20 protein-coding genes are annotated in these 21,762 nt (G+C 72.6%); 15 read left to right on the forward strand and 5 right to left on the reverse strand.

Going from position 1 to position 21,762, the window contains the following annotated elements:
- Positions 1-9: 9 nt before the first annotated feature.
- Positions 10-261: a GlsB/YeaQ/YmgE family stress response membrane protein gene (locus EIM47_RS13135; RefSeq protein ID WP_019398340.1), complete on the reverse strand. Its 252-nt coding sequence runs from the start codon at positions 259-261 to the stop codon at positions 10-12.
- A 137-nt stretch (positions 262-398) separates the two neighbouring features.
- On the opposite strand from EIM47_RS13135, the gene EIM47_RS13140 reads away from it, so the two are divergent.
- From EIM47_RS13140 to EIM47_RS13185, 10 genes are all read left to right on the forward strand, one after another.
- On the forward strand, positions 399-989 hold the full coding sequence (locus tag EIM47_RS13140; RefSeq protein ID WP_232211004.1) for a 4'-phosphopantetheinyl transferase superfamily protein: 591 nt from the start codon (positions 399-401) through the stop codon (positions 987-989).
- Positions 990-1,013: 24 nt separating this feature from the next.
- Positions 1,014-1,652 (forward strand): 16S rRNA (guanine(527)-N(7))-methyltransferase RsmG, encoded by a 639-nt coding sequence (rsmG, locus tag EIM47_RS13145; protein WP_051403699.1) that lies wholly within the window; start codon positions 1,014-1,016, stop codon positions 1,650-1,652.
- Positions 1,653-1,709: 57 nt separating this feature from the next.
- Entirely contained in the window at positions 1,710-2,513 is an 804-nt protein-coding gene (locus EIM47_RS13150; protein ID WP_019398343.1) for an AAA family ATPase, read from the forward strand.
- Positions 2,513-3,439, forward strand: a complete 927-nt coding sequence (locus EIM47_RS13155; protein WP_028915213.1) for a ParB/RepB/Spo0J family partition protein — start codon at positions 2,513-2,515, stop codon at positions 3,437-3,439. The genes EIM47_RS13150 and EIM47_RS13155 overlap by 1 nt, the downstream gene beginning before the upstream one ends.
- Before the next feature lie 74 nt (positions 3,440-3,513).
- Complete coding sequence (locus EIM47_RS13160; RefSeq protein WP_028915214.1) at positions 3,514-4,476, forward strand: SDR family NAD(P)-dependent oxidoreductase; 963 nt, start codon at positions 3,514-3,516, stop codon at positions 4,474-4,476.
- A complete protein-coding gene (locus EIM47_RS13165) occupies positions 4,476-5,219 on the forward strand; it encodes a glycosyltransferase family 2 protein (protein ID WP_125077156.1) in 744 nt (247 codons plus the stop codon). Before EIM47_RS13160 ends, EIM47_RS13165 begins: the two co-directional genes overlap by 1 nt.
- Positions 5,219-5,554: a lipid-A-disaccharide synthase N-terminal domain-containing protein gene (locus EIM47_RS13170; protein ID WP_019398347.1), complete on the forward strand. Its 336-nt coding sequence runs from the start codon at positions 5,219-5,221 to the stop codon at positions 5,552-5,554. The genes EIM47_RS13165 and EIM47_RS13170 overlap by 1 nt, the downstream gene beginning before the upstream one ends.
- Before the next feature lie 233 nt (positions 5,555-5,787).
- Positions 5,788-6,024 carry a 50S ribosomal protein L28 gene (rpmB, locus tag EIM47_RS13175; RefSeq protein ID WP_019398348.1) on the forward strand — a complete coding sequence of 79 codons (237 nt, stop codon included), beginning with the start codon at positions 5,788-5,790 and terminating at the stop codon, positions 6,022-6,024.
- Positions 6,025-6,037: 13 nt separating this feature from the next.
- On the forward strand, positions 6,038-6,202 hold the full coding sequence (rpmG, locus tag EIM47_RS13180; protein WP_019398349.1) for a 50S ribosomal protein L33: 165 nt from the start codon (positions 6,038-6,040) through the stop codon (positions 6,200-6,202).
- 90 nt (positions 6,203-6,292) lie between these two features.
- Entirely contained in the window at positions 6,293-7,663 is a 1,371-nt protein-coding gene (locus EIM47_RS13185) for an FAD/NAD(P)-binding protein (RefSeq protein ID WP_028915215.1), read from the forward strand.
- Here the strand turns inward: EIM47_RS13185 and EIM47_RS13190 are convergent.
- From EIM47_RS13190 to EIM47_RS13200, 3 genes are read right to left on the reverse strand one after another with little or no spacing between them, the layout of a single operon-like run.
- Entirely contained in the window at positions 7,660-8,172 is a 513-nt protein-coding gene (locus EIM47_RS13190) for a gluconokinase (RefSeq protein ID WP_019398351.1), read from the reverse strand. The genes EIM47_RS13185 and EIM47_RS13190 overlap by 4 nt on opposite strands.
- A complete protein-coding gene (locus EIM47_RS13195) occupies positions 8,169-10,577 on the reverse strand; it encodes an NdvB protein (RefSeq protein ID WP_125077157.1) in 2,409 nt (802 codons plus the stop codon). The genes EIM47_RS13190 and EIM47_RS13195 overlap by 4 nt, the downstream gene beginning before the upstream one ends.
- Positions 10,574-11,959 carry an MFS transporter gene (locus tag EIM47_RS13200; protein ID WP_125077158.1) on the reverse strand — a complete coding sequence of 462 codons (1,386 nt, stop codon included), beginning with the start codon at positions 11,957-11,959 and terminating at the stop codon, positions 10,574-10,576. Before EIM47_RS13200 ends, EIM47_RS13195 begins: the two co-directional genes overlap by 4 nt.
- Before the next feature lie 142 nt (positions 11,960-12,101).
- Between EIM47_RS13200 and EIM47_RS13205 the strand changes: the two genes are divergently transcribed.
- From EIM47_RS13205 to EIM47_RS13215, 3 genes are all read left to right on the forward strand, one after another.
- Positions 12,102-15,560, forward strand: coding sequence for a PAS domain-containing hybrid sensor histidine kinase/response regulator (locus tag EIM47_RS13205; protein WP_125077159.1), 3,459 nt, complete (start codon positions 12,102-12,104; stop codon positions 15,558-15,560).
- A gap of 323 nt (positions 15,561-15,883) precedes the next feature.
- Positions 15,884-17,689 carry a copper resistance system multicopper oxidase gene (locus tag EIM47_RS13210; RefSeq protein WP_125077160.1) on the forward strand — a complete coding sequence of 602 codons (1,806 nt, stop codon included), beginning with the start codon at positions 15,884-15,886 and terminating at the stop codon, positions 17,687-17,689.
- Positions 17,690-18,066: 377 nt separating this feature from the next.
- Positions 18,067-18,801 carry a copper resistance protein B gene (locus EIM47_RS13215; protein WP_233581676.1) on the forward strand — a complete coding sequence of 245 codons (735 nt, stop codon included), beginning with the start codon at positions 18,067-18,069 and terminating at the stop codon, positions 18,799-18,801.
- A gap of 4 nt (positions 18,802-18,805) precedes the next feature.
- On the opposite strand, the gene EIM47_RS13220 is transcribed toward EIM47_RS13215, so the two are convergent.
- Complete coding sequence (locus EIM47_RS13220; RefSeq protein WP_028915222.1) at positions 18,806-19,027, reverse strand: hypothetical protein; 222 nt, start codon at positions 19,025-19,027, stop codon at positions 18,806-18,808.
- 287 nt (positions 19,028-19,314) lie between these two features.
- Here EIM47_RS13220 and EIM47_RS13225 point away from each other — a divergent pair, with 287 nt between their 5' ends.
- Together EIM47_RS13225 and cydB are read left to right on the forward strand one after the other, a co-directional pair.
- The gene (locus EIM47_RS13225) at positions 19,315-20,712 is read left to right on the forward strand and encodes a cytochrome ubiquinol oxidase subunit I (protein WP_125077162.1); all 1,398 of its coding nucleotides are present in this window, start codon (positions 19,315-19,317) and stop codon (positions 20,710-20,712) included.
- On the forward strand, positions 20,709-21,722 hold the full coding sequence (cydB, locus tag EIM47_RS13230) for a cytochrome d ubiquinol oxidase subunit II (protein ID WP_125077163.1): 1,014 nt from the start codon (positions 20,709-20,711) through the stop codon (positions 21,720-21,722). Before EIM47_RS13225 ends, cydB begins: the two co-directional genes overlap by 4 nt.
- Positions 21,723-21,762: the final 40 nt, after the last annotated feature.

The raw sequence follows: 21,762 nt of genomic DNA on the forward strand, positions 1-21,762 counted from the left end.
TTTGCCGGCTCAGCGCACGCGTCCGCGCGTGAACAGGTTGACGATCGCCAGCAGGATCACCGCGCCGATCAGCGAGAACAGGAAGGTGCGGATGGTGATGGCTTCGTTGATGCCGCCGCCGAAGATCCATCCGGCCAGCACCGCGCCGACGATGCCGACGATGATGTTCAGCAGGATGCCCTGCTGCGCGTCGCGCCGCATGATCAGGCTCGCAAGCCAGCCGACGATACCGCCCACGATCAACCAGATGATGATGCCCATGACGTCCCTCTCCTCGAGTCCGCGTAGGTCACCCCGCGGCTGCGGGGGTGCGGGCCAATCAGACCCCCGCTGCCGTGAAGCGACCGTGCAAGGGACGCATCCGCCGCATGCACGCGCGCATCGCGCGGGATGCCGCCATGGCTGAGGCCTGGCGCTTCGGCCCGGTGCAGGTGCACGCGCTGCCCTACGCACCCGGGCAGCGCGGCGAGCCGCAGGTGCACGCCACCCTGGCGCGCTGGCTGCAGCGCGCGCCGGAGGAGCCGCTGCCGCTGCAACGCGACGCGCATGGGCGGCCGCGCCTGCTCGCGCCGTACGACGACTTCGATGCCGGCTGGAGCCACAGCGGCGAGCGCCTGCTGCTTGCGTTCGGGCGTGAGGTGGTACTGGGCGTGGACCTGGAGCGCTTCCGGCCGCGTCCGCGCGCGCTGGAACTGGCGCGGCGCTTCTTCGCCCCTGCCGAGGCGGAGTGGCTGCAGGCGCTGCCGGCGGAACTGCGCGAGCCGGAGTTCGTGCGCCTGTGGTGCGCCAAGGAGGCGGTGCTGAAGGCACACGGCCGCGGCCTGGCCTTCGGCCTGCACCGGCTGGAATTCCGCGCCGGGGACCCCGGCGCGCCGCTGCGCCTGCATGCCTGCGACCCGGGCCTGGGTGCGGCCGGCGACTGGCAGCTGCACGAGTGGATCCCGCAGGACGGCTACCACGCCGCCCTGGCCTGGCGCCCACGGGACTAGCCGCGGCGGGCGATAATCGCGCCCATGGATACCCCTCTCCCCGAACCGCTGCGCCGGCGGCTGGCCGACGGCCTGGCCGCGCTGGGCCTGGACCCGGCCCTGGCCCCCCCGCTGCTGGACTACCTGGCGCTGCTGCTGCGCTGGAACCGCACCTACAACCTGACCGCCATCCGCGACCCGGAGGAGATGGTCACCCGCCACCTGCTCGATTCCCTGGCCATGCACCCCTACGTGCGCCCCGGGGCGCTGGCCGACCTGGGCACCGGCCCCGGGCTGCCCGGCATCCCGCTGGCCATCGCCCGCCCGGACGTGCAGGTGACCCTGGTGGAGAGCAATGGCAAGAAGGCCCGGTTCCTGCGCGAGGCGGTGCGCCAGTTGAAGCTGGGCAACGCCCGGGTGCTGGAATCGCGGGCCGAGGTGGTGGCCGAGCCGGGCGCCTACGCCCAGATCACCGCCCGCGCCCTGGACACCCTGGCCGGGATCCTGGAGGTCGGCGGCCACCTGCTGGCCGCCGACGGCCGCCTGCTGGCGATGAAGGGCGTGGCCCCGGCCGAGGAGATCGCCGCCCTGCCCGCCGGCTGGGCCGCGCTGGCGGTCCATCCGCTGGACGTACCGGGGCTGGGGGCCGAGCGGCACCTGGTGGAGGTGGGCCGGGCGGCGTGAAATCCGCATAATGGCCCGTTCCGGACCACCCGCGTCCCCGTCCCGAGGCAGCCGCCCATGGCCCGCATCATCGCCATCGCCAACCAGAAAGGTGGCGTGGGCAAGACCACGACGGCCGTCAACCTGGCCGCAGCGCTGGCGCGCGCGCCCCGCCGGGTGCTGCTGGTCGACCTGGACGCGCAGGGCAACGCCACCATGGGCAGCGGGGTGGACAAGCGCGAGGTCGAGGCCTCCAGCTGCGACGTCCTGCTGGGCGAGCGCGACGCCCGCTCCACCGTGGTCCGCACCGCCGAGGACTTCGACCTGCTGCCGGGCAACATCGACCTGACCGCGGCCGAGATCCAGCTGATGGAGGTCGAGGGCCGCGAGCAGCGGCTGAAGGCCGCGCTGGAGCCGCTGCGCGGCGACTACGACTTCATCATCATCGACTGCCCGCCGGCGCTGTCCCTGCTCACCCTGAACGCGCTGACCGCGGCCGACTCGGTGATCGTGCCGATGCAGTGCGAGTACTACGCCCTGGAGGGCCTGAGCGCGCTGATGGAGACCATCGAGGCGCTGCGCCAGCGGCTCAACCCGGGGCTGGAGATCGAGGGGGTGCTGCGGACCATGTTCGACGTGCGCAACAACCTGGCCAACGCGGTCTCGGCCGAACTGATCGAACACTTCGGCGACCGCGTGTTCCGCACCATCGTGCCGCGCAACGTGCGCCTGGCCGAGGCGCCCAGCCACGGCCAGAGCATCGTCGGCTACGACAGCGCCTCGCGCGGCGGCGTGGCCTACCTGGGCCTGGCCGGCGAGGTGATCCGCCGCCAGGCGGCGCGGACCCAGGCCGCCCCGCAGAACTACGTGGAGGCAGTCTGATGGCCACCGCCAAGAAACGCGGCCTCGGCCGCGGCCTGGAAGCCCTGCTCGGCCCCAAGGGCGCCGCCGGCGCGGCCGCGCCGGTGGTGCTGGAGCCGGAGGCGCCACAGCCGGGCGACGTGCTGCGCACCCTGCCGGTGGGCCAGCTGCAGCCGGGCAAGTACCAGCCGCGCCGCGACATGGACCCGGCCAAGCTGGAGGAGCTGTCGGCCTCGATCCAGGCCCAGGGGGTGATCCAGCCGATCGTCGTGCGCGAGATCGCCCCGGACCGCTACGAGATCGTGGCCGGCGAGCGCCGCTGGCGCGCCTCGCAGCTGGCCGGCCTGGCCGAGGTGCCGGTGGTCCTGCGCGAGCTGGACGACCGCACGGTCATCGCCATGGCGCTGATCGAGAACATCCAGCGCGAGGACCTCAACCCGCTGGAAGAGGCCCAGGCCCTGCAGCGGCTGATCGACGAGTTCTCCCTGACCCACGCCGAGGCCGCCGCCGCGGTCGGCCGCTCGCGCGCGGCGGTGTCCAACCTGCTGCGCCTGCTCGACCTGCCGCCGGCGATCCGCGCCCTGGTCGAGGCCCGCCGCCTGGAGATGGGCCATGCCCGCGCCCTGCTGACCCTGTCGCCGGAGCTGGCCAGCAAGCTGGCCCACGAGGCCGCCGAGAACGGCTGGTCGGTGCGCGAGGTCGAGCACCGCGCCCAGCAGTTCGCCGCCGGCAAGGTCCCGGTAACCGGCAGCGCCGCGCGCAAGGCCAGGGCCGCGAAGGTGCAGCAGCCGGACATCGCCTCGCTGGAGACCGAACTGTCGGAGACCCTCGGCGCCAAGGTCGCCATCGCCCACGGCCGCGGCGGCAAGGGCAAGCTGGTGATCCACTACACCGACCTGGACACTCTGGACGGCATCCTCGAACGCCTGCGCGGGCCGCGCGGCTGAGGCGCGCGGCGGAGGTTCCGCCCCGTGGGCGCAAGCGCGACAATGTCGCCAACTGACACGGGCACCCCCACCCCATGACCGTCCTCGTCACGGGCGCCGCCGGCTTCATTGGCGCCTATACCTGCCGGGCCCTCGCCGCACGCGGCGACCAGGTCGTCGGCCTGGACAACTACAACGACTACTACGACCCGGCGCTCAAGCGCGACCGGGTCGCCGCACTGTGTCCGCAGGTGGACATCCGGCGCCTGGACCTGGCCGACCGCCAGGGCCTGGCCGCGCTGTTCGCCGAGGTCCGCCCACGCCGGGTCGTGCACCTGGCCGCCCAGGCCGGGGTGCGCTACTCGCTGCAGAACCCGCACGCCTACGTGGCCTCCAACCTGGAAGGCTTCGTCAACGTGCTGGAGCAGTGCCGGCATGGCGATGTCGAACACCTGGTCTACGCCTCCAGCAGCTCGGTCTACGGCGACTCGGCGACCCCGCCGTTCTCCGAGGACCAGCGCGTGGACCGGCCGCGCTCGCTGTACGCGGCGACCAAGGCCGCCAACGAGCTGATGGCCTACACCTACGCCCAGCTGTACGGGCTGCGCGCCACCGGCCTGCGCTTCTTCACCGTGTACGGCCCCTGGGGCCGCCCGGACATGGCGCCGCTGCTGTTCTCGCGCGCGGTTCTGGCCGGGCGCCCGATCGAGGTGTTCAACCACGGCCGCATGCAGCGCGACTTCACCCACGTCGACGACATCGTCGCCGGGGTACTGGGCGCGCTGGACCGCGCCGACGGCGGCGAGCGCCACGAGGTGTTCAACCTGGGCAACCACACCCCGGTGGAGCTGGAGCGCTTCATCGACGTGATCGCCGCGGCCGCCGGCCGCGAGGCCGTGCGCCATTACCGGCCGATGCAGCCGGGCGACATGGTCCGCACCATGGCCGACACCCGCCGCGCGCGCGAGGCGTTCGGCTTCGAGCCGCGCACCCCGATCGAGCAGGGCCTGCCGCCGGTGGTGCAGTGGTGCCGCGACTACTTCGGAAAGGACGCCTGATGACCGCTTCCCACCCCCAACCCCCGGCACCCGGGCTCTCGGTGGTCGTGCCGGTCCACAACGAGCGCGACAACATCGCCCCGCTGGTGGCCGAGATCGTGGCCGCCCTGCGCGGGCGGCTGGCGTTCGAGATCGTGTACGTGGACGACCACTCGGCCGACGACTCGCTGGCGGTGCTGCGCTCGCTCAAGGCGCAGGTGCCCGAGCTGCGGGTGCTGCACCACGCGGCGCAGAGCGGGCAGAGCGCGGCGGTGCGCAACGGGGTCAAGGCCGCGCGCGGGGCCTGGATCGCCACCCTCGACGGCGACGGCCAGAACGACCCGGCCGACATCCCCAGGCTGCTGGCCGCGCGCGACGCGGCCGCGCCGGAGGTCAAGCTGTTCGCCGGCTGGCGGGTGGACCGCCAGGACTCCGGCTCCAAGCGCTGGGCCAGCCGCTGGGCCAACCGCATCCGCTGCCGCCTGCTGCGCGACGACACCCCGGACACCGGCTGCGGGATCAAGCTGTTCGAGCGCGAGGTGTTCCTCGACCTGCCCTACTTCGACCACATGCACCGCTACCTGCCGGCGCTGGTGCAGCGCGCCGGCTGGAAGACGGTCAGCGTGCCGGTCAGCCACCGCGCGCGCACCGCCGGGGTGTCCAAGTACAACAACCTGGGCCGGGCCCTGGTGGGCATCCGCGACCTGCGCGGGGTGGCCTGGCTGATCGCGCGCAGCCACCGCACCCGGGTGGAGGAACTCTGATGTCGCTGCTGGACCAGCCGCTGGAATGGCTCTACTGGACCGGCCTGCACATCACCGGCTGGAAGCTGATCGGCTACACCGGCGCGCTGATGTTCGGCGGCCGCTGGCTGGTCCAGTTCCTGGCCTCGCGCAAGGCCGGCAAGCCGGTGATCCCGCGCCTGTTCTGGTACATGAGCGTGCTCGGCAGCCTGATGACGCTCAGCTACTTCCTGTTCTCGGCCAAGCAGGACTCGGTGGGGGTGCTGCAGAACCTGTTCCCCGCCTTCACCGCGATCTACAGCCTGTACCTGGACATCCGCCACCGCGGCTGGAAGCGCGACAAGGCCCCGCACTAGGGCCGGCACCGGCCGCCCGGGGGGCCGAACCCGGTTGCAACCAGGCACTTGGCCGCGCATAATGCACGGCTCGCTGCGTCCGGCCGTTGCCGGATCGGCCCGGGAACGCGATCCGGGCCCCCCCCTGCAGGCGAACCCCTTCCCGCATCGCGTTCGGCCAGGCCCACCGGGGCATGGCCGGCGGGGCCGCCGTCTCCCGGGCTATGGGCGACACCAGACCTTCCGAGGTGCGTATGTCCCGCGTTTGCCAAGTCACCGGCAAGGGCGTGCAGACCGGCAACAACGTCTCGCACGCCAACAACAAGACCCGCCGCCGTTTCCTCCCCAACCTGCACGAGCGCCGCTTCTGGGTGGCTTCGGAGAACCGTTGGGTGAAGCTGCGTGTTTCCACCGCTGCCCTGCGCACCATCGACAAGAACGGCATCGACGCCGTCCTGGCCGAGCTGCGTGCCCGCGGCGAGAAGATCTGAGGAGTAACCGACCATGGCTTCCAAGCGCGACAAGATCCGCCTGATCTCCTCGGCCGGCACCGGCCACTTCTACACCACCGACAAGAACAAGAAGAACACGCCGAACAAGATGGAGATCAAGAAGTACGATCCCGTCGTTCGCAAGCACGTGATCTACAAGGAAGGCAAGATCAAGTAACTGGTCGCCTCCCGTCCCGGAAGAAGCCCGCCGCCCGGCGGGCTTTTTCTTTGCGCCGGCCGCGACGGTTTCAACCGGTACAATCGCCCGATGCATCGCGACCACGACATCGCCATCGTCGGCGGCGGCGCCGCCGGCACCCTGGCCGCCATCCACCTGCTGCGCCAGGCGCGGCCCGGGCTGCGGATCGCGATCTACGAACCGGCACCGCGCCCGGGCGAGGGCGTGGCCTACTCCACCCGCCGCCCCGAGCACCTGCTCAACGTCCCCGCCGGGAAGATGAGCGCGCTGCCGGAGGAGCCGGCCGATTTCCTGCACTGGCTGGCCGGGCGCGCGGAATACGCCGGCGCCGGCGACCTGTCCGGACGCTACCTGCCGCGCCGCGACTACGCCGCCTACCTGGGCCAGCGCCTGGAGGAGGCGCGCGCCAGCAGCCCGGCCACGCTGGAGCTGCACCGGCACCGCATCACCGCCCTGCAGCGCCGCGACGGCGGCCTGCGCCTGCAGTGGGACGGCGGCAGCGCCGGCGCGGCACGGGTGCTGCTGGCCACCGGCAACGCCCTGCGTCCGCTGCCGGCGCGCGGCGCCGGTGCCCTGGCCGCGCCGCAGCTGCTGCAGGCCTGGGACAGCGAGGGACTGGCGGCGATCGCGGCGCAGGCACGGGTCTGCATCGTCGGCACCGGGCTGAGCATGGTCGACGTGGTCCTGACCCTGGAAGCCGGCGGCCATCGCGGCCCGGTGCACCTGCTCTCGCGCCACGGCCTGCTGCCGCTGGCGCACGTGCCGGATTCCCCGGTGGACGCCGGCCTGGACGTGGACGCGCTGCTGGCCCTGGGCCTGCGCGCGCGGCTGCGCGCCCTGCGCCAACGGGTGGCCGCGGCCGCCGCCGCGGGCCTGCCCTGGCAGGCGGTCATGGAGCGCCTGCGCCCGCAGGTACAGGCGCTGTGGCGCTCGCTGGACGCGGCCGACCAGCGCCGCTTCCTGCGCCACGTCGTGCGCTACTGGGACATCCACCGCCACCGCATCGCCCCCGAGGCCGGCGCGGTGCTGCGGCAGCTGGCCGGCAGCGGCCGCCTGCAGCTGCACCGCGCTCGCCTGGACCGGGTCGCCGCCGCGCCGCGCTGCGTGCAGGTGGGCGCGCGCGACCGCCATGGCCGCGAACTGGTGCTGGACGTGGACCACGTGGTCAATGCCACCGGCGTGGAGCTGCGCGTGCAGGCCATGCGCAACCCGCTGCTGGAGCAGCTGCTGGGCGAAGGCCTGGCCATGCCGGGCGCGCACGGGATCGGCCTGGCCACCGACGCCGACGGCCGCCTGCTCGATGCCGCCGGCCAAGCGCGCGGGGAGCTGCGCGTCATCGGCAGCCTGCGCATCGGCGAGGCCTGGGAAAGCCTGGCGGTGCCGGAACTGCGCGTGCAGGCACGGGACGTGGCCCGCGCCTGGGCGGATCTTCCGGCCTAGCCCGCGCCGATCGCGCGCAGCGCCGCGTCCAGTTGCGCCTGCGGCTCCAGCGCCGCGGCGATGGGCGTCACGTCGGACTCGCCGAGCGGCGGCTGCAGGGTGGCGAACTGGCTGTCCAGCAGGGCCACCGGCATGTAGTGCCCGCTGCGCTGGCGCATGCGCGCGGCGATCAGGCCAGCGTCGCCATGCAGGAACAGGAAGCGCAGCGGCAGCCCGGTGGCGCGCAGCATGTCGCGGTGGCGCCGGCGCAGGCCCGAGAACGCGAGGGTGACGCGCTCGCCGGCCGCGACCCGGTGCCGCAGTTCGGCGGCGATGCGCTGCACCCACGGCACCCGCATTTCGTCGGTCAGCGGCTGGCCGGAAGCCATGCGCGCCCGCGCCTCCTCGCTGTGGAAGTCGTCGGCATCGAGGAAGGTCGCATCCCAGGCCTGGGCCAGCGCCTGGGCCAGCGTGGTCTTGCCGCTGCCGGACACGCCCATCACCACCGCCACCCGTACCGGCGCGCTCATGCCGTACCACCTCCGGCAAGCGGCAGCTCGACTCGCACGCGGTAGATGCGGCCGGCCTCGACCGGCTGCAGCAGGCCATCGGCCAGCGGCTGGCCATCGAGCTGCACGCGCATCGCCTGCACGCCGGCCGCGCGCTCGACCTCCAGCTCGACCTGCGCGCCGCGGAACCGCCGCGATGCCCTGGCCGAATTCCAGTGCGAGGGCAGCTGCGGGGCGATGCGCAGGGCGTGGCCCTCGCCGCGCAGGCCGAACAGGTCCTCGACCAGGCAGCGGTACAGCCAGGCCGCGGTGCCGGTGTTGAACAGCTGGCTGGAGCGGCCGGCGGTGCGCGGATGCAGGCGCCAGGCGCCGCGGTAGTAGTTGGGCACGAACACCGGCAGCTGGCCGCGCTGCAGCATGTCCTCCGGGTCCGGGCCCGGGAGCATGGCGCGCAGCACCTGCCAGGCGCGGTCGGCCTCGCCGGCGCGGAACAGCGCGTGCAGGTAGAACGCGGCGGCGTGGTTGTAGACCGCGCCGTTCTCGGCCGAGCCGGGGAATTTCTGGGTCAGGCGGCCCACGTCCTCGCGCATGCCGGTGTACGGCGGGTCGAGCATGGCCGCCCCGTACGGCGAGAGCAGGTGCTCGTCCACCGCACGCAGCAGCTTGGCACGCCGCGCCTCGTCGGCCGCGCCGCTGAGCATCGCCCAGCTCTGCGGGTTGAGGTAGATGCGGCCTTCGCTGTCGGCGCGCACGCCGAACACCACGCCGTCGTCGGTGATGCCGCGGCCGTACCAGTCACCATCCCACAGGTGCGCGTTGACCGCAGCGTTGAAGGCATCGGCGCCCTCGCGGAACACGGCATCGGGACGGCCGTGGCGGGCGCTGATGTCGGCCCACAGGCGCAGGGCGTGGGCGCCGGCCAGCGACAGCCAGCCGGACACGCCGCGGCCCTTCCAGCCGACCATGTTCATCGGGTCGCACCAGTCGCCCTGGGCGATGTAGCTGAGGCCGCGTTCGTCGCGCTGGGCCAGGAGCCAGTACATGGCGCGGTCGATGCGCTCGGCCACGCTGGCGCTGGCGCCGTCGCCGCCGGCGACCACCTCGTCGAGGATCGCGTCGTCGCCGGTCTCGTCCAGGTAGGCCTGCAGGCATACCGGCAGCCACACGCAGTGGTCGGTGTGCGGCACCTGGTTGATGTACTTCAGCTCCGCACCCTCCACCAGCAGGATGCCGTCGGGCATGGAGCCGTCGGCGCGCTGCTGCGACAGCGCGTGCACGAACGCCGCGCGCGCGGTGGCCGGGCGCAGGTAGGCCATGCCCATGTGGTCCTGCAGGAAGTTGCGGGTCTGCGGGTCGGTGGTCAGGCGGTTGGAATCGCCGTGGTAGTAGACCTGGCGGGGCAGCCAGTGGTTGGCGAAGTGGTCCAGCCACGGATCCGGCGAGTCGATGCGCACGCAGCCGGCGCCTTCGGCCAGGTAGCGCTCGGTCGCCGCGGCCGCGGCGGCGAAGCCCTCGGCCGAGAGGTGGCGCCCGCGCAGCGCGCGGATCTCCTCGTCATCGTGCGCGGGGGCGAACAGGAAGCGCAGTTCCTCCTCCTGCTCCGGCTCCAGCACCAGGCGGTACTGCAGCGCCGCGGTCGGGGTCTCGTACAGGGCGTCGCCGCAGGCCAGGGCCTCGTGCCGGGCCACCGCGTCCGGCGCGTGCAGCCCGCCCTCGCCCTCGAACGCGGCCTGGTTGGCCTCCCAGGCGTCCGGCGCGCGCTCGTGCAGCAGCACGGTGAGGTCCTTGAACTCGCGCTGGCGGAACCACTCGGCGACCTTCTGGTACGGGGTGACGCTGCTGCAGACGATGCCGCCCAGATCCGGCCGGTAGCGCCCGCCCTGGTTCATCCACGACATGTAGCCGACCGGGAAGTACGGGTACAGGCTGATCCGGCGCCGGCGCCCGGACACGTTGCGCACGCGGATGCTCCACAGCTCGGCCACGTCGTCGGCGGCCAGGCGCACCGCCATCGCCACCTCGATGCCGTGGCACAGCACCGTCCAGGCCACGTCGCCGGCGCCCACCGAGAACGCGAACGCGTCCGGATGCCGGTTGACAGGCGCGTGCGGCGCCGAGAACAGGCTGCCGGTGTCCTCGTCGCGGACGTAGCAGAAGCGTCCCGGGTGGTGGGCGTAGTACGGCTGCTCCGGCTGCATGAAGGTTTTCGCCTCCAGCACCGGCGCATGCGCGTACTTGGACGGCTCCGGCTGCATGAACTGCGCGGTGGCATAACCGCGGCAGTTGAGCTGCAGCAGCATGCGCCGGTTCCACAGGAAGGTGGACGCCTGCGGCATCGCCGTGGGGCTCTCCAGCACGAAGCGCCGCCCCTGTTCGCGGAATCCGCCCACGCCGGGCACGCTGTCGATGGTCTGCTTGCCGTTCATGCCTGTGCTTCCCGCCTTGCCTCCAGTTCGCCCTGGATGCGCTCCAGCGCGGCCGCATCCAGCGGATAGAAACGCATCAGCCACGCCGCCAGCAGCGCCACCACGCCGGGGATCACCGTCAGCAGCAGGACGATGCCCAGGCGCGAGGCGTCCGACTGCGCCTCGTTGGCCACGTAGCCCAGCGCCGCCAGGGTCCAGGCGATGCCGGCCGAGGCCATGGCGCCGCCCATCTTCTGCGAGAACGCGGCGGCGGCGAAGGTCATCGCGGTGGCGCGGCGGCCGGTCTTCCATTCGGTGTAGTCGGCGCAGTCGGCGTACATGGAGAACGCCAGCGGCGACTTCGGCCCCAACATCAGCCCGACCAGGGTGTTGAGGCCCAGCATCACCCACACCTGCTGCGGCGGCACGAAGTACATCGCGCAGCTGAGCACGCCCACGCCGCCCATCAGCAGCATCAGCAGGGTGCGCTTGTCGAGGAAGCGGGTCATCAGCGGCGTGGCTGCCGCGCCCACCGCCAGCGCGATCGAGTAGGCGCCCAGGAACAGCCCGGTCAGCTGCGGCCGCTCGACGTGGTACTTGAGGTAGTACACCAGCGAGCCGGTGCGCATCACGATGGTGATCATGATCACCAGCGCCAGCACGAACAGCACCAGCCACGGGCGGTTGTGCAGCAGGTCCACGACGTCCTGGCGCACCGCGCTGCGCTGCTGCGGCGGCGGCTGGATGCGCTCGCGGGTGCTGGCGAACACCGTGGCGAAGCAGGCCACCGCGACCAGGCCGTACAGCGCCATGGTCAGCTGCCAGCCCAGCTGCTCGTCGCCGCGCCCCAGCCAGCGCACCAGGTCCAGGGTCAGCGCGTTGACCGCGGTGGTGCCGGCGAAGGCGGCGATGAAGCGGAAGCTGATCAGCGTGGTGCGCTGCTGGCTGTCGGAGGTCATCACCCCGGACAGCGCCGAGTACGGCATCGCCATCACGGTGTAGGCCAGCATCATCAGGGTGAAGGTCGCGTACGCCCACACCAGGCGCCCGTCCCCGTCCAGGCCGGGCACGGTCCACACCAGCACGCCGCTGGCCGCCAGCGGCAGCGCGCCCCACAGCATGTACGGGCGGAACCGTCCCCAGCGGGTGCGGGTGCGGTCGGCGACGGCGCCCATCAGCGGGTCGGTGACCGCGTCCACCAGGCGGGTGACCAGCATCATGGTGCCGATCGCCGCGGCGCCGAGGCCCATCACGTCGGTGTAGAAGATCAGCAGGAAGGCCGAGACGTTGGCCCAGTACAGGTTGAAGCCGAAGTCGCCGAGGCCGTAGCCGGCCTTCTCGCGGAAGGACAGGCGCGCGGATGGATCCGCCGCGGGCGCGGCCCGGTTCTGGTCGTGCTGCATTCCCTCTCCCTGGTGCAGGGCGCCGGCCGGGCGCCGTGGGCACGTGACAGCGTTGTCAGATTGCGCGCAACCCGGGCCCGAGGCAAGCGCCGCACCATGCGCCGCAGTACACTCGCGGGCCGGGTGAGGGGAGGCGATCGGGTTGGTCTCGAGCTGGATCCTGCTGCTGGTCTCGGTCGGCTACGCCGCGCTGCTGTTCACGGTGGCATGGTGGGGCGACCGCCGGCCGATGTACCCAGACCGCCCGTGGCTGCGTCCGGCGGTGTACAGCCTCGCGCTGGCGGTCTACTGCTCCTCGTGGACCTTCTACGGCGCCGTCGGCAGCGCGGTGCGCAACGGCCTCGGCTACCTGCCGATCTACCTCGGCCCGATCCTGCTGATGCTGTTCGGCTGGCGCATCATCGAGCGCCTGGCGCTGATCGCACGCAGCCAGAACGTGGTCTCCATCGCCGACTTCATGTCCGCCCGCTACGGCCGCTCGCGGCGGCTGGCGGCGCTGGTGGCGGTGATCGCCCTGGTCGGCATCATTCCCTACGTCGCCCTGCAGTACAAAGCCGTGGCCATGAGCCTGGCGGTGCTGTCGGGCCAGCACGTGGAACAGGCCGCGGTCGCCGCCGACCCGGCGCTGTACGTGGCCCTGCTGATGGCGCTGTTCGCCGCCATGTTCGGCACCCGCCAGGTCGACGCCACCGAGCACCACCACGGCATGATGCTGGCGATCTCGCTGGAGTCGCTGGTCAAGCTGGTGGCGCTGGTGGCGGTGGGCGTGTTCGCCTGGTCCTGGCTGCGCGGCAACGAGATGCGGGTGACCCAGGCCGCGCGCGAGCTGTTCACCCAGGCACCGCCGATGGGCTTCGTCGCCCAGACCCTGCTGAGCTTCCTTGCCATCGTCTGCCTGCCGCGCCAGTTCCAGGTGGCGGTGGTCGAATGCGGCGACGTGGCCGACATCCGCCGCTCGCGCTGGATGTTCGGCGGCTACCTGCTGGTGGTGACGCTGATGGTGGTGCCGATCGCCACCGCCGGCGTGTCCCTGTTCGGCGGCAACCCGCGGGTGGCCAGCGACACCTTCGTGCTGGCGCTGCCGCTGGCCGAAGGCAGCAGCGCGCTGGCGCTGGCCGCCTACGTCGGCGGATTCTCCGCCGCCACCGGCATGGTGATCGTGGCCAGCATCGCCCTGGCGACGATGGTCTCCAACGACCTGGTGATGCCGGTGCTGCTGCGCCGCGGCTGGGGCGAGCGCCACGCCGCCGCCGACGTCGCCTCGCTGGTGCTGTGGGTGCGCCGCCTTGCGATCCTGCTGCTGTCGCTGTGCGCGTACGCCTACTACCGCTGGATCGGCGGCGACACCGCGCTGGCCGCCTACGGCGTGATGGCGTTCGCGGCGGTGGCGCAGTTCGCCCCGGGCCTGATCGGCGGCCTGTACTGGCGCGGCGCCAGCCGCCGCGGCGTGGAGTTCGGCCTGCTCGCCGGCTTCGCCACCTGGGTGTACACCTTGCTGCTGCCGGCGCTCAGCCGCTCCGGGCTGTTCGACGGGCAGTGGATGGAGACCGGCCCGTTCGGCCTGTACTGGCTGCGCCCGCAGCAGCTGTTCGGGCTCAGTGGCTGGGATCCGCTGACCCACGGCACGTTCTGGTCGCTGCTGCTCAACGCCGGGGTGATGATGGTGGTCTCGGCGCGCTGGCGGCCCAGCGTGGACGAGCGCCTGCGCATCGCCCCGTTCCTGGACCCGTACGCCGAGCGGCAGACGCTGTCGCGCAGCGAGTGGTCGGGCAACGTCAGCGTCGGCGACCTGCTGGCCCTGGCCAAGCGCATCGTCGGCGAGCGCCACGCCCACCGCGCCTTCGTCGAGCAGGCGGCCGAGCTGGGCGGCGAGCTGCAGCCGGCCAGCGCCGCCGACCGCGCCTGGATCCAGTTCACCGAGCGCCTGCTGGCGGCATCGATCGGCGCCGCCTCCGCGCGCCTGGTGCTGACCTCGGTGCTGCGCGGCTCGGGCATGCACCTGGACGAGGTGATGGCGCTGCTGGACGAGGCCGGCCAGGAACTGCGCTTCAACCGCGAGATCCTCTCCACCACCCTGGAGAACATCAGCGCCGGGGTCAGCGTGGTCGACCCGGACATGCGCCTGGTGGCCTGGAACCGCCGCTACCAGCAGATGTTCGGCTACCCGGCCGGCATGCTCTACGTCGGCCGCCCGGTGGCCGACCTGATCCGCTACAACGCCGAGCGCGGCGAGCTGGGCGAGGGCGACATCGAGCAGCACATCCGCAAGCGCATCGAGCACATGCGCGCCGGCACCCCGCACGTGTTCGAGCGCGTGCGCGCCGACGGCACCGTGATCGAAATGCGCGGCCAGGCGCTGCCCGGCGGCGGCTACGTCACCAGCTACAACGACATCACCGCCTACAAGCACGCCGAGCAGGCGCTGCGCGAGGCCAACGAGACCCTCGAGCAGCGCGTGGCCGAGCGCACCCGCGAGGCCGAGGAGGCGCAGCAGTCGCGCACCCGCTTCCTGGCGGCGATCAGCCACGACGTGCTGCAGCCGCTCAATGCCGCGCGCCTGTTCGCCTCGGCGCTGCGCGACAGCGCCCAGGCCGACGTCGAGCAGCGGCACCTGGCCGAGCGCGTGGATGCCTCGCTGCGCGCGGCCGAGGAGCTGCTGGACGGCCTGCTGGACGTCTCGCGCCTGGACACCGGCGCACTCCAGGCGGAGACCTCCACCTTCGACGCCGGCGAGCTGCTGCGCGAGCTGGCGGCGCAGTACGCGCCGATCGCCGCCGGGCGCAGCCTGGACCTGCGCGTGCACGCGCGCGCCTGCGCGGTGCGCAGCGACCGCCGCCTGCTGCGCCGGGTGCTGCAGAACTTCATCGCCAACGCCCTGCGCTACACCCGCCAGGGCCGGATCGTGCTGGGCATGCGCGTGCGCGGCGAGGCCGTGTACCTGCAGGTGTGGGACACCGGCCCGGGCATCCCGCCGCAGCACATGCGCCAGATCTACGAGGAATTCCAGCGTTACCAGCAGCCGTTCGACTGGGGCGAGCGCGGCCTGGGCCTGGGCCTGTCGATCTGCCAGCGCATCTCGCGCCTGCTCGACCACGAACTGGACGCGCGCAGCAAGGTCGACCGCGGCAGCATGTTCTCCATCGCCGTGCCGCGCAGCGCGCAACCGGCGGCGGCGCCCGCGCCGGCGCCGATGGCGGTATTGCCCGGCGACGGCTCGCTGGCCGGCCTGCGCGTGCTGTGCGTGGACAACGACCGCGAGATCCTCGACGGCATGCGCATCCTGCTGGCGCGCTGGCAGGCCGTCGCCATCCCCGCGGCGACGGTGGACGAGGCGCTGGAGCGGATGGCCGACAGCGCGCCGCAGGCGATGCTGGTGGACTACCACCTGCACGACCGCATGGACGGCCTGGACGCGCTGGACGCACTGCGCGCGGCAAGCGGTGCCATCCCCGGCGCGCTGCTGACCGCAGACGGCCGCGACGAGCTCAAGCGCCAGGCGCGGCTGCGCGGCTACCGGCTGCTGACCAAGCCGGTGAAGCCGGCCTCGCTGCGCGCCTGGCTGGCGGCACAGGTGCCGGCCGCGGCGCGCGCCGGCGCCTGACCGGCGGCACCGTGGTTGCCGTGGCCCCGGTGCTGGTTTACCGTGGCCGCGTCCGCACCGACCCGACCATGACCGGTTTCCTGCCCCGCCTGTCCGCGCTGCTGCTGCTCCTGTGCCTGGCCCCCGCGCCACCGGCCTGTGCCATCGGCAAATCCACCGCCGCCGCGCCGCCGGCTGCTCCGGAATGCGGCGATCCCGGTCGGGTACCCGTGCCACCGCGACGACCTCCCATCGCCTGAAGCCACGCGCAAGCCACCGGTGCGACGCCCCTGCGTCGCGCTTCCTTCGCGTGCGCCCCACGGCGCCCCCAGCGGATCTTCGCCATGTCCCCGTCCCGGGATGCTTCCTTCCTGCCGGCTTCGCCGGCGCGCCGCCGCTTCGTCCAGGGCCTGGCCCTGGCCGGCGTGGCCGGCAGCGGCCTGCTGCGCGGCAACGCGCTGGCCATGACCCCGGCCGTGCTCAGCGGCCACGACTTCGACCTGGCCATCGGCCAGACCCTGCTCGACATCACCGGCCGCCCGCGCCCGGCGGTGGCGGTCAACGGCCAGGTGCCGGCGCCGCTGCTGCGCTGGCGCGAGGGCGACACGGTCAGCGTGCGCGTGCACAACCGCCTGCCCAACGTCCCCAGCTCGATCCACTGGCACGGCATCCTGCTGCCGGCCAACATGGACGGCGTGCCGGGCATGAGCTTCGACGGCATCGCGCCGGGCGAGACCTGGCTGTACCGCTTCACCCTGAAGCAGTCCGGCACCTACTGGTACCACAGCCATTCGCTGTTCCAGGAGCAGGCCGGGCTGTACGGGCCGATCATCGTCGATCCCCTGCAGCCGCCGCCGTACCGCTACGACCGCGAGCACGTGCTGCTGTTCTCGGACTGGACCGACCTGGCCCCGGACGCGCTGTTCCGCCGGCTGAAGAAGGCGCCCGGGTACGACAACCTCTACCGGCGCACCGCCACCGACTTCCTGCGCGACGTGCGCCGCGACGGCCTGCGCGCCACCCTCGCCGAGCGCGGCATGTGGGGGCGCATGCGGATGACGCCCAGCGACCTGTCCGACGTCAACGGCAACACCTATACCTACCTGCTCAACGGGCAACCGCCGGCGGGCAACTGGACCGGGCTGTTCCGCCCGGGCGAGAGGGTGCTACTGCGCCTGGTCAACGCCGGCGCGATGACCCACTTCGACGTGCGCATCCCGGGCCTGAAGATGACCGTGGTCGCCGCCGACGGCCAGTACGTGCACCCGGTGAGCGTGGACGAACTGCGCATTGCCGCGGCCGAAACCTACGACGTGATCGTCGAGCCCACTGGCCAGGACGCGTACACGATCTTCGCCCAGGACCTGGGCCGCACCGGCTTCGCCCGCGGCACGCTGGCGGTGCGCCACGGCCTGGCGGCGCCGGTGCCGGCGGTGGATCCGCGTCCGCTGCTGGCCATGGGCGACATGGCCCATGGCGGACACGCGGGCCATGGCGGACAGGGCAGGCACCGGACCGGGCACCACGACACCACCGGCCAGGCGCACGCCGGGCACCAAGCGGCGCAGGCGCACGCGGGCCACGACGGGCATGGCGGCCATGCTCCGGCCACGCCACGCGGCGTCGTCCACCCGCCCACTGAAGCCGGCAATCCGCTGGTGGACATGCAGGCCTCGCCCACCGGCCCGCGCCTGGACGATCCGGGCATCGGCCTGCGCGGCAACGGCCGCCGGGTGCTGGCCTATGCCGACCTGCGCAGCCTGTTCGAGGATCCGGATGGACGCGAGCCGGGCCGCGAGGTCGAGCTGCACCTGACCGGGCACATGGAGAAGTTCGCCTGGTCGTTCAACGGCGTGCCCTTCGCCTCGGCCGAACCGCTGCGCCTGAACTACGGCGAGCGCGTGCGCATCGTGCTGGTCAACGACACGATGATGCACCACCCCATCCACCTGCACGGGATGTGGAGCGACCTGGAAGACGCGCAGGGCCGCTTCCAGGTGCGCAAGCACACCGTGGACATGCCGCCCGGCACCCGCCGCAGCTACCGCGTGCGCGCCGACGCGCTCGGCCGCTGGGCCTACCACTGCCACCTGCTCTACCACATGGAAGCGGGGATGATGCGCGAGGTGCGCGTGGAGGAAGCCGCATGAGCCGCCTGCTCCCGACCCGCCTGCTTCCGGCACTGCTGGCGCTGCTGCCCGGCATGGCGTCCGCGCAGGAACCACCCGGACATGCGGCGCATGCCCGGCACCATCCCTCCACGGAGCCGGAACGCCACGCTGCGCATGCAGGCCATGCCCCGGCGCAGGCGCCCGCCGCTGAAGACCACGCCGGCCACCACCGGCACGCATCCACCGCGCCATCGCCGTCCGCACCGCAGCCTTCCAGCGACGCGCACGGGGAGCATGCCGGCGCAGGCCATGCGGAGCACGCTCCGGCACCGGGCCACGACGGACACGCCGGCCACGCGCCGGCCGGCCAGTCCGCGGCGGCGCATGCCATGCACGCGCACACCCATGGACCTGGCATGCCCGCAGCGGACGCCAGCCTCCCGCGCGAGCCGATCCCGGCCGTGACCGATGCCGACCGCGCCGCCGCATTCCCGTCCCTGCGCCATGGCCACGCGCACGACGCAGGCCGCAACGGCCTGCTGCGGATCGACCGGCTGGAAGCCTGGGATGCCAGCGGCGGCAGCGGCCAGGCCTGGGAGGCGCAGGCCTGGATCGGCGGCGACGTGCAGCGCCTGTGGCTGCGCAGCGAGGGCGAGCGCGAACGGTCGCGCACCCGTGCCGCGGAGCTGGAGCTGCTGTACGGGCGCGGTATCGCGCCGTGGTGGGACCTGCTGGCCGGGGTGCGCCGGGACTTCGCGCCGGGCGACGGCCGCACCTGGGCGGCGCTGGGCGTGCAGGGCTTGGTCCCGTACAAGATCGAGGTCGCGGCCACTGCCTATCTGGCCAGCGGCGGCCACACCGCGCTGCGTGCCGAACTCGGTTACGAACTGCCGCTGAGCCGCTACCTGGTCCTGCAGCCGCGGCTGGAGGTGGAACTGCGCGGCCGCGACGATCCGCTCCGCGGCATCGGCTCCGGGCTGTCCAGCGCCGAGGCGGGGTTGCGCCTGCGCTGGAACCTCACCCCGCGCTTGGCGCCCTACCTCGGCCTGGTGCACGAGCGCGCCTTTGGCGACACCGGCCGGTACCAGCGCGCGGAGCATGGCGGCGCCCGCGACACCCGTTGGGTTGCGGGCGTGCGCGCGTGGTTCTGAGCCCCTAGGGACCGGGCAGGGGCGCGGGCCCGCGCTCCTGCCGCCCTTCCCGGCGCTCCGCGTCCAGCCGCTCCACCGCGGCGACCACGGCCTCGTAGGCCGCCTCCAGCGCGTCCAGGTGCTCCGGGTCGCGCTCGCGCCGATATGCGTGCAGCGCGAATCCCAGCAGGTTGAGCCGGTTGCGCAGCTCGTGCAGCAGCAGATCGTCGCCGTCGGGTTGGCTCATGGAGCAGTCGCGCTCGCGTTGGAAGGCAGCCGGGGCGGCCTGCAGGTGCCACGTAACGGCCGCGGCCAGCCCCGGATGATGCGGGCGCCGGCGTGATGGTCCCGGCAAGCACCACGCACCGGAGGATCCGTCACGGCGCGGTGACGCGCCGTCCACGGGCCGCTGCGCACACTCCGCTCCACCGCCGCGCATGCGCCCTCCGGAGCATCGATGAACGCCGCGAGCCGCCATCCCACCGTGGATGCCCTGCGCCGGGCACCCGCGACCGTGCGCCGCGAGGCCTAGCCATGGACGCCCTGCTGCTGTCGCGCATCCAGTTCGCGTTCGTGATCTCCTTCCACGTGCTGTTCCCGGCCTTCACCATCGGCCTGGCCTGGTGGCTTTCCTTCGTGGAGTGGCGCTGGCTGCGTACCCACGATGCGGCCTGGCGGCGGATCTACTTCTTCTGGATGCGGATCTTCGCCATCTCCTTCGGCATGGGCGTGGTCAGCGGCATCGTCATGACCTTCCAGTTCGGCGCCAACTGGCCGGAGCTGAGCCGGGTCGGCGGCGGCATCCTGGGCCCGCTGCTGAGCTACGAGGTGATGACCGCCTTCTTCCTGGAGGCCAGCTTCCTGGGCGTGATGCTGTTCGGCTGGGGCCGGGTGTCGGAGAAGCTGCACTTCCTGGCCACCTGCATGGTCGCGGTGGGCACGCTGTTCTCGGCGTTCTGGATCCTCAGCGCCAACAGCTGGATGCATACGCCGGCCGGTTACGCGCTGGCCGGTGGCATCGTCGAGCCGGCGGACTGGCTGGCGATCATCTTCAATCCCTCCTTCCCCTACCGCCTGGTGCACATGACCCTGGCGGCGTTCATCACCAGCTGCTTCGTGATCGGCGGCGTGTCGGCCTGGCTCCTGCGCCGCGGCATCCAGGCCGACGAGGCGCGGCGCATGCTGCACGCGGCGGTGGCCTTCGCCGCGATCACCGTGCCGCTGCAGATCCTGGCCGGCGACATGCACGGCCTCAACACCCTGGAGCACCAGCCGATCAAGGTCGCGGCGATGGAGGGCCACTGGCATCCGGCCGAACCCGGCGCCGGGGTACCGCTGACCGTGTTCGCCGTGCCCGACCAGGAGGCGGAGACCAACCGCCACGCCATCGCCATCCCACGCCTGGGCAGCCTGATCCTGACCCATGAATGGGACGGCGACATCCCGCCGCTGACCTCGGTGCCGCCGGAGGAGCGGCCGCCGGTGGCGCCGGTGTTCTATGCCTTCCGGATCATGGTCGGCGTCGGCGTACTGATGCTGCTGCTGGCCTGGGCCTCGGCCTTCGCCTGGTGGCGCGGCACGCTGCTGCGCAGCCGGCTGCTGCTGGGCGCCTGGAACCTGATGCTGCCGGCGGGCTTCATCGCCCTGGTCGCCGGCTGGTTCGTCACCGAGATCGGGCGCCAGCCCTGGGTGGTACACGGGCTGATGCGCACCGCCGATGCGGTGGGCGAGCAGAGCGCCGGCATGGTCCTGGCTTCGCTTGCCACCTACGTCGTCGGCTATGCCTTCGTGTTCGGCTTCGGGGTCTGGTACCTCGCCCGGCTGGTGCGCCGCGGCCCGGTGCCCGACCGCGACGGCCCGGACCTGGAAGGCGGCGAGCGCACCCCGGCACGGCCGATCTCCGCGGCCGGCATTCCCGGAGAAGACCAATGAGCATGGAGCAATGGCTGCCGGTCGCCTGGTTCGTGGTGATCTGCTTCGGGATCCTGATGTACGTGGTGCTGGACGGCTTCGTCCTGGGCCTGGGCATCCTCGCCCCGTTCGCGCGCAATCCGCAGGAACTGGACCTGATGATGAACACCGCCGCGCCCATCTGGGACGGCAACGAGACCTGGCTGGTGCTGGGCGGCGTCGGCCTGCTCGCGGCGTTCCCGGCGGTGTACGCGCTGGTGCTGTCCTCGCTGTACCTGCCGGTGCTGGTGATGGTGATGGCGCTGGTGTTCCGCGGCGTGGCCTTCGAGTTCCGCTTCAAGGCGCGGCGCTCGCGCTGGGTCTGGGGCGGTGCGTTCTTCGCCGGATCGCTGCTGGCGGCGGTGGCGCAGGGCGTGATCCTCGGCGCCATCGTCCAGGGCCTGGCGGTGGAGGACGGTCGCTACGTGGGCGGCGCGTTCGGCTGGTTCAGTCCCTTCACCATGCTCACCGGGCTGGCGCTGGCCGCCGGCTATGCACTGCTGGGCGGCAGCTGGCTGATCCTCAAGACCGAAGGCCCGGTGCGCACCCTGGCCTGTGGGCTGACCCGGATGCTGGCCGGCGTGGTGATCGCCGCGCTGGGCCTGGTCAGCACCTGGCTGCCCTTCCTCAGCTCGCGGGTGATGGCGCGCTGGTTCGAGAGCGGCAACTTCTGGTGGCTGTCGCCGGTGCCGCTGTGCGCCCTGGTCGTGTCGGTGCTGCTGTGGCGCACGACCGGACGCGGCGGCCCCGATTCGCGGCCGTTCCTGCTGTCGCTGCTGCTGTTCGCGCTGGCCTTCGTCGGCCTGGTGCTGGGCATGTGGCCGTACCTCGTTCCGCCGACCTACACCCTGTGGCAGGCGGCCGCGCCGCCCTCGTCGCAGGTCTTCGCCCTGGTCGGGCTGGTCGTGTTGCTGCCGCTGGTGCTGGGCTACACCGCCTGGTCCTACCGCGTGTTCCGCGGCAAGGTCGGCGCCGACGCCGGATACCACTGACGCATCACGCCGCGACAACGGCGGGCGCGCACGGCCTTTA

Origin of the sequence: Pseudoxanthomonas sp. SGT-18 (assembly GCF_003931645.1) — a bacterium.
Classification (GTDB): Bacteria; Pseudomonadota; Gammaproteobacteria; order Xanthomonadales; family Xanthomonadaceae; genus Pseudoxanthomonas.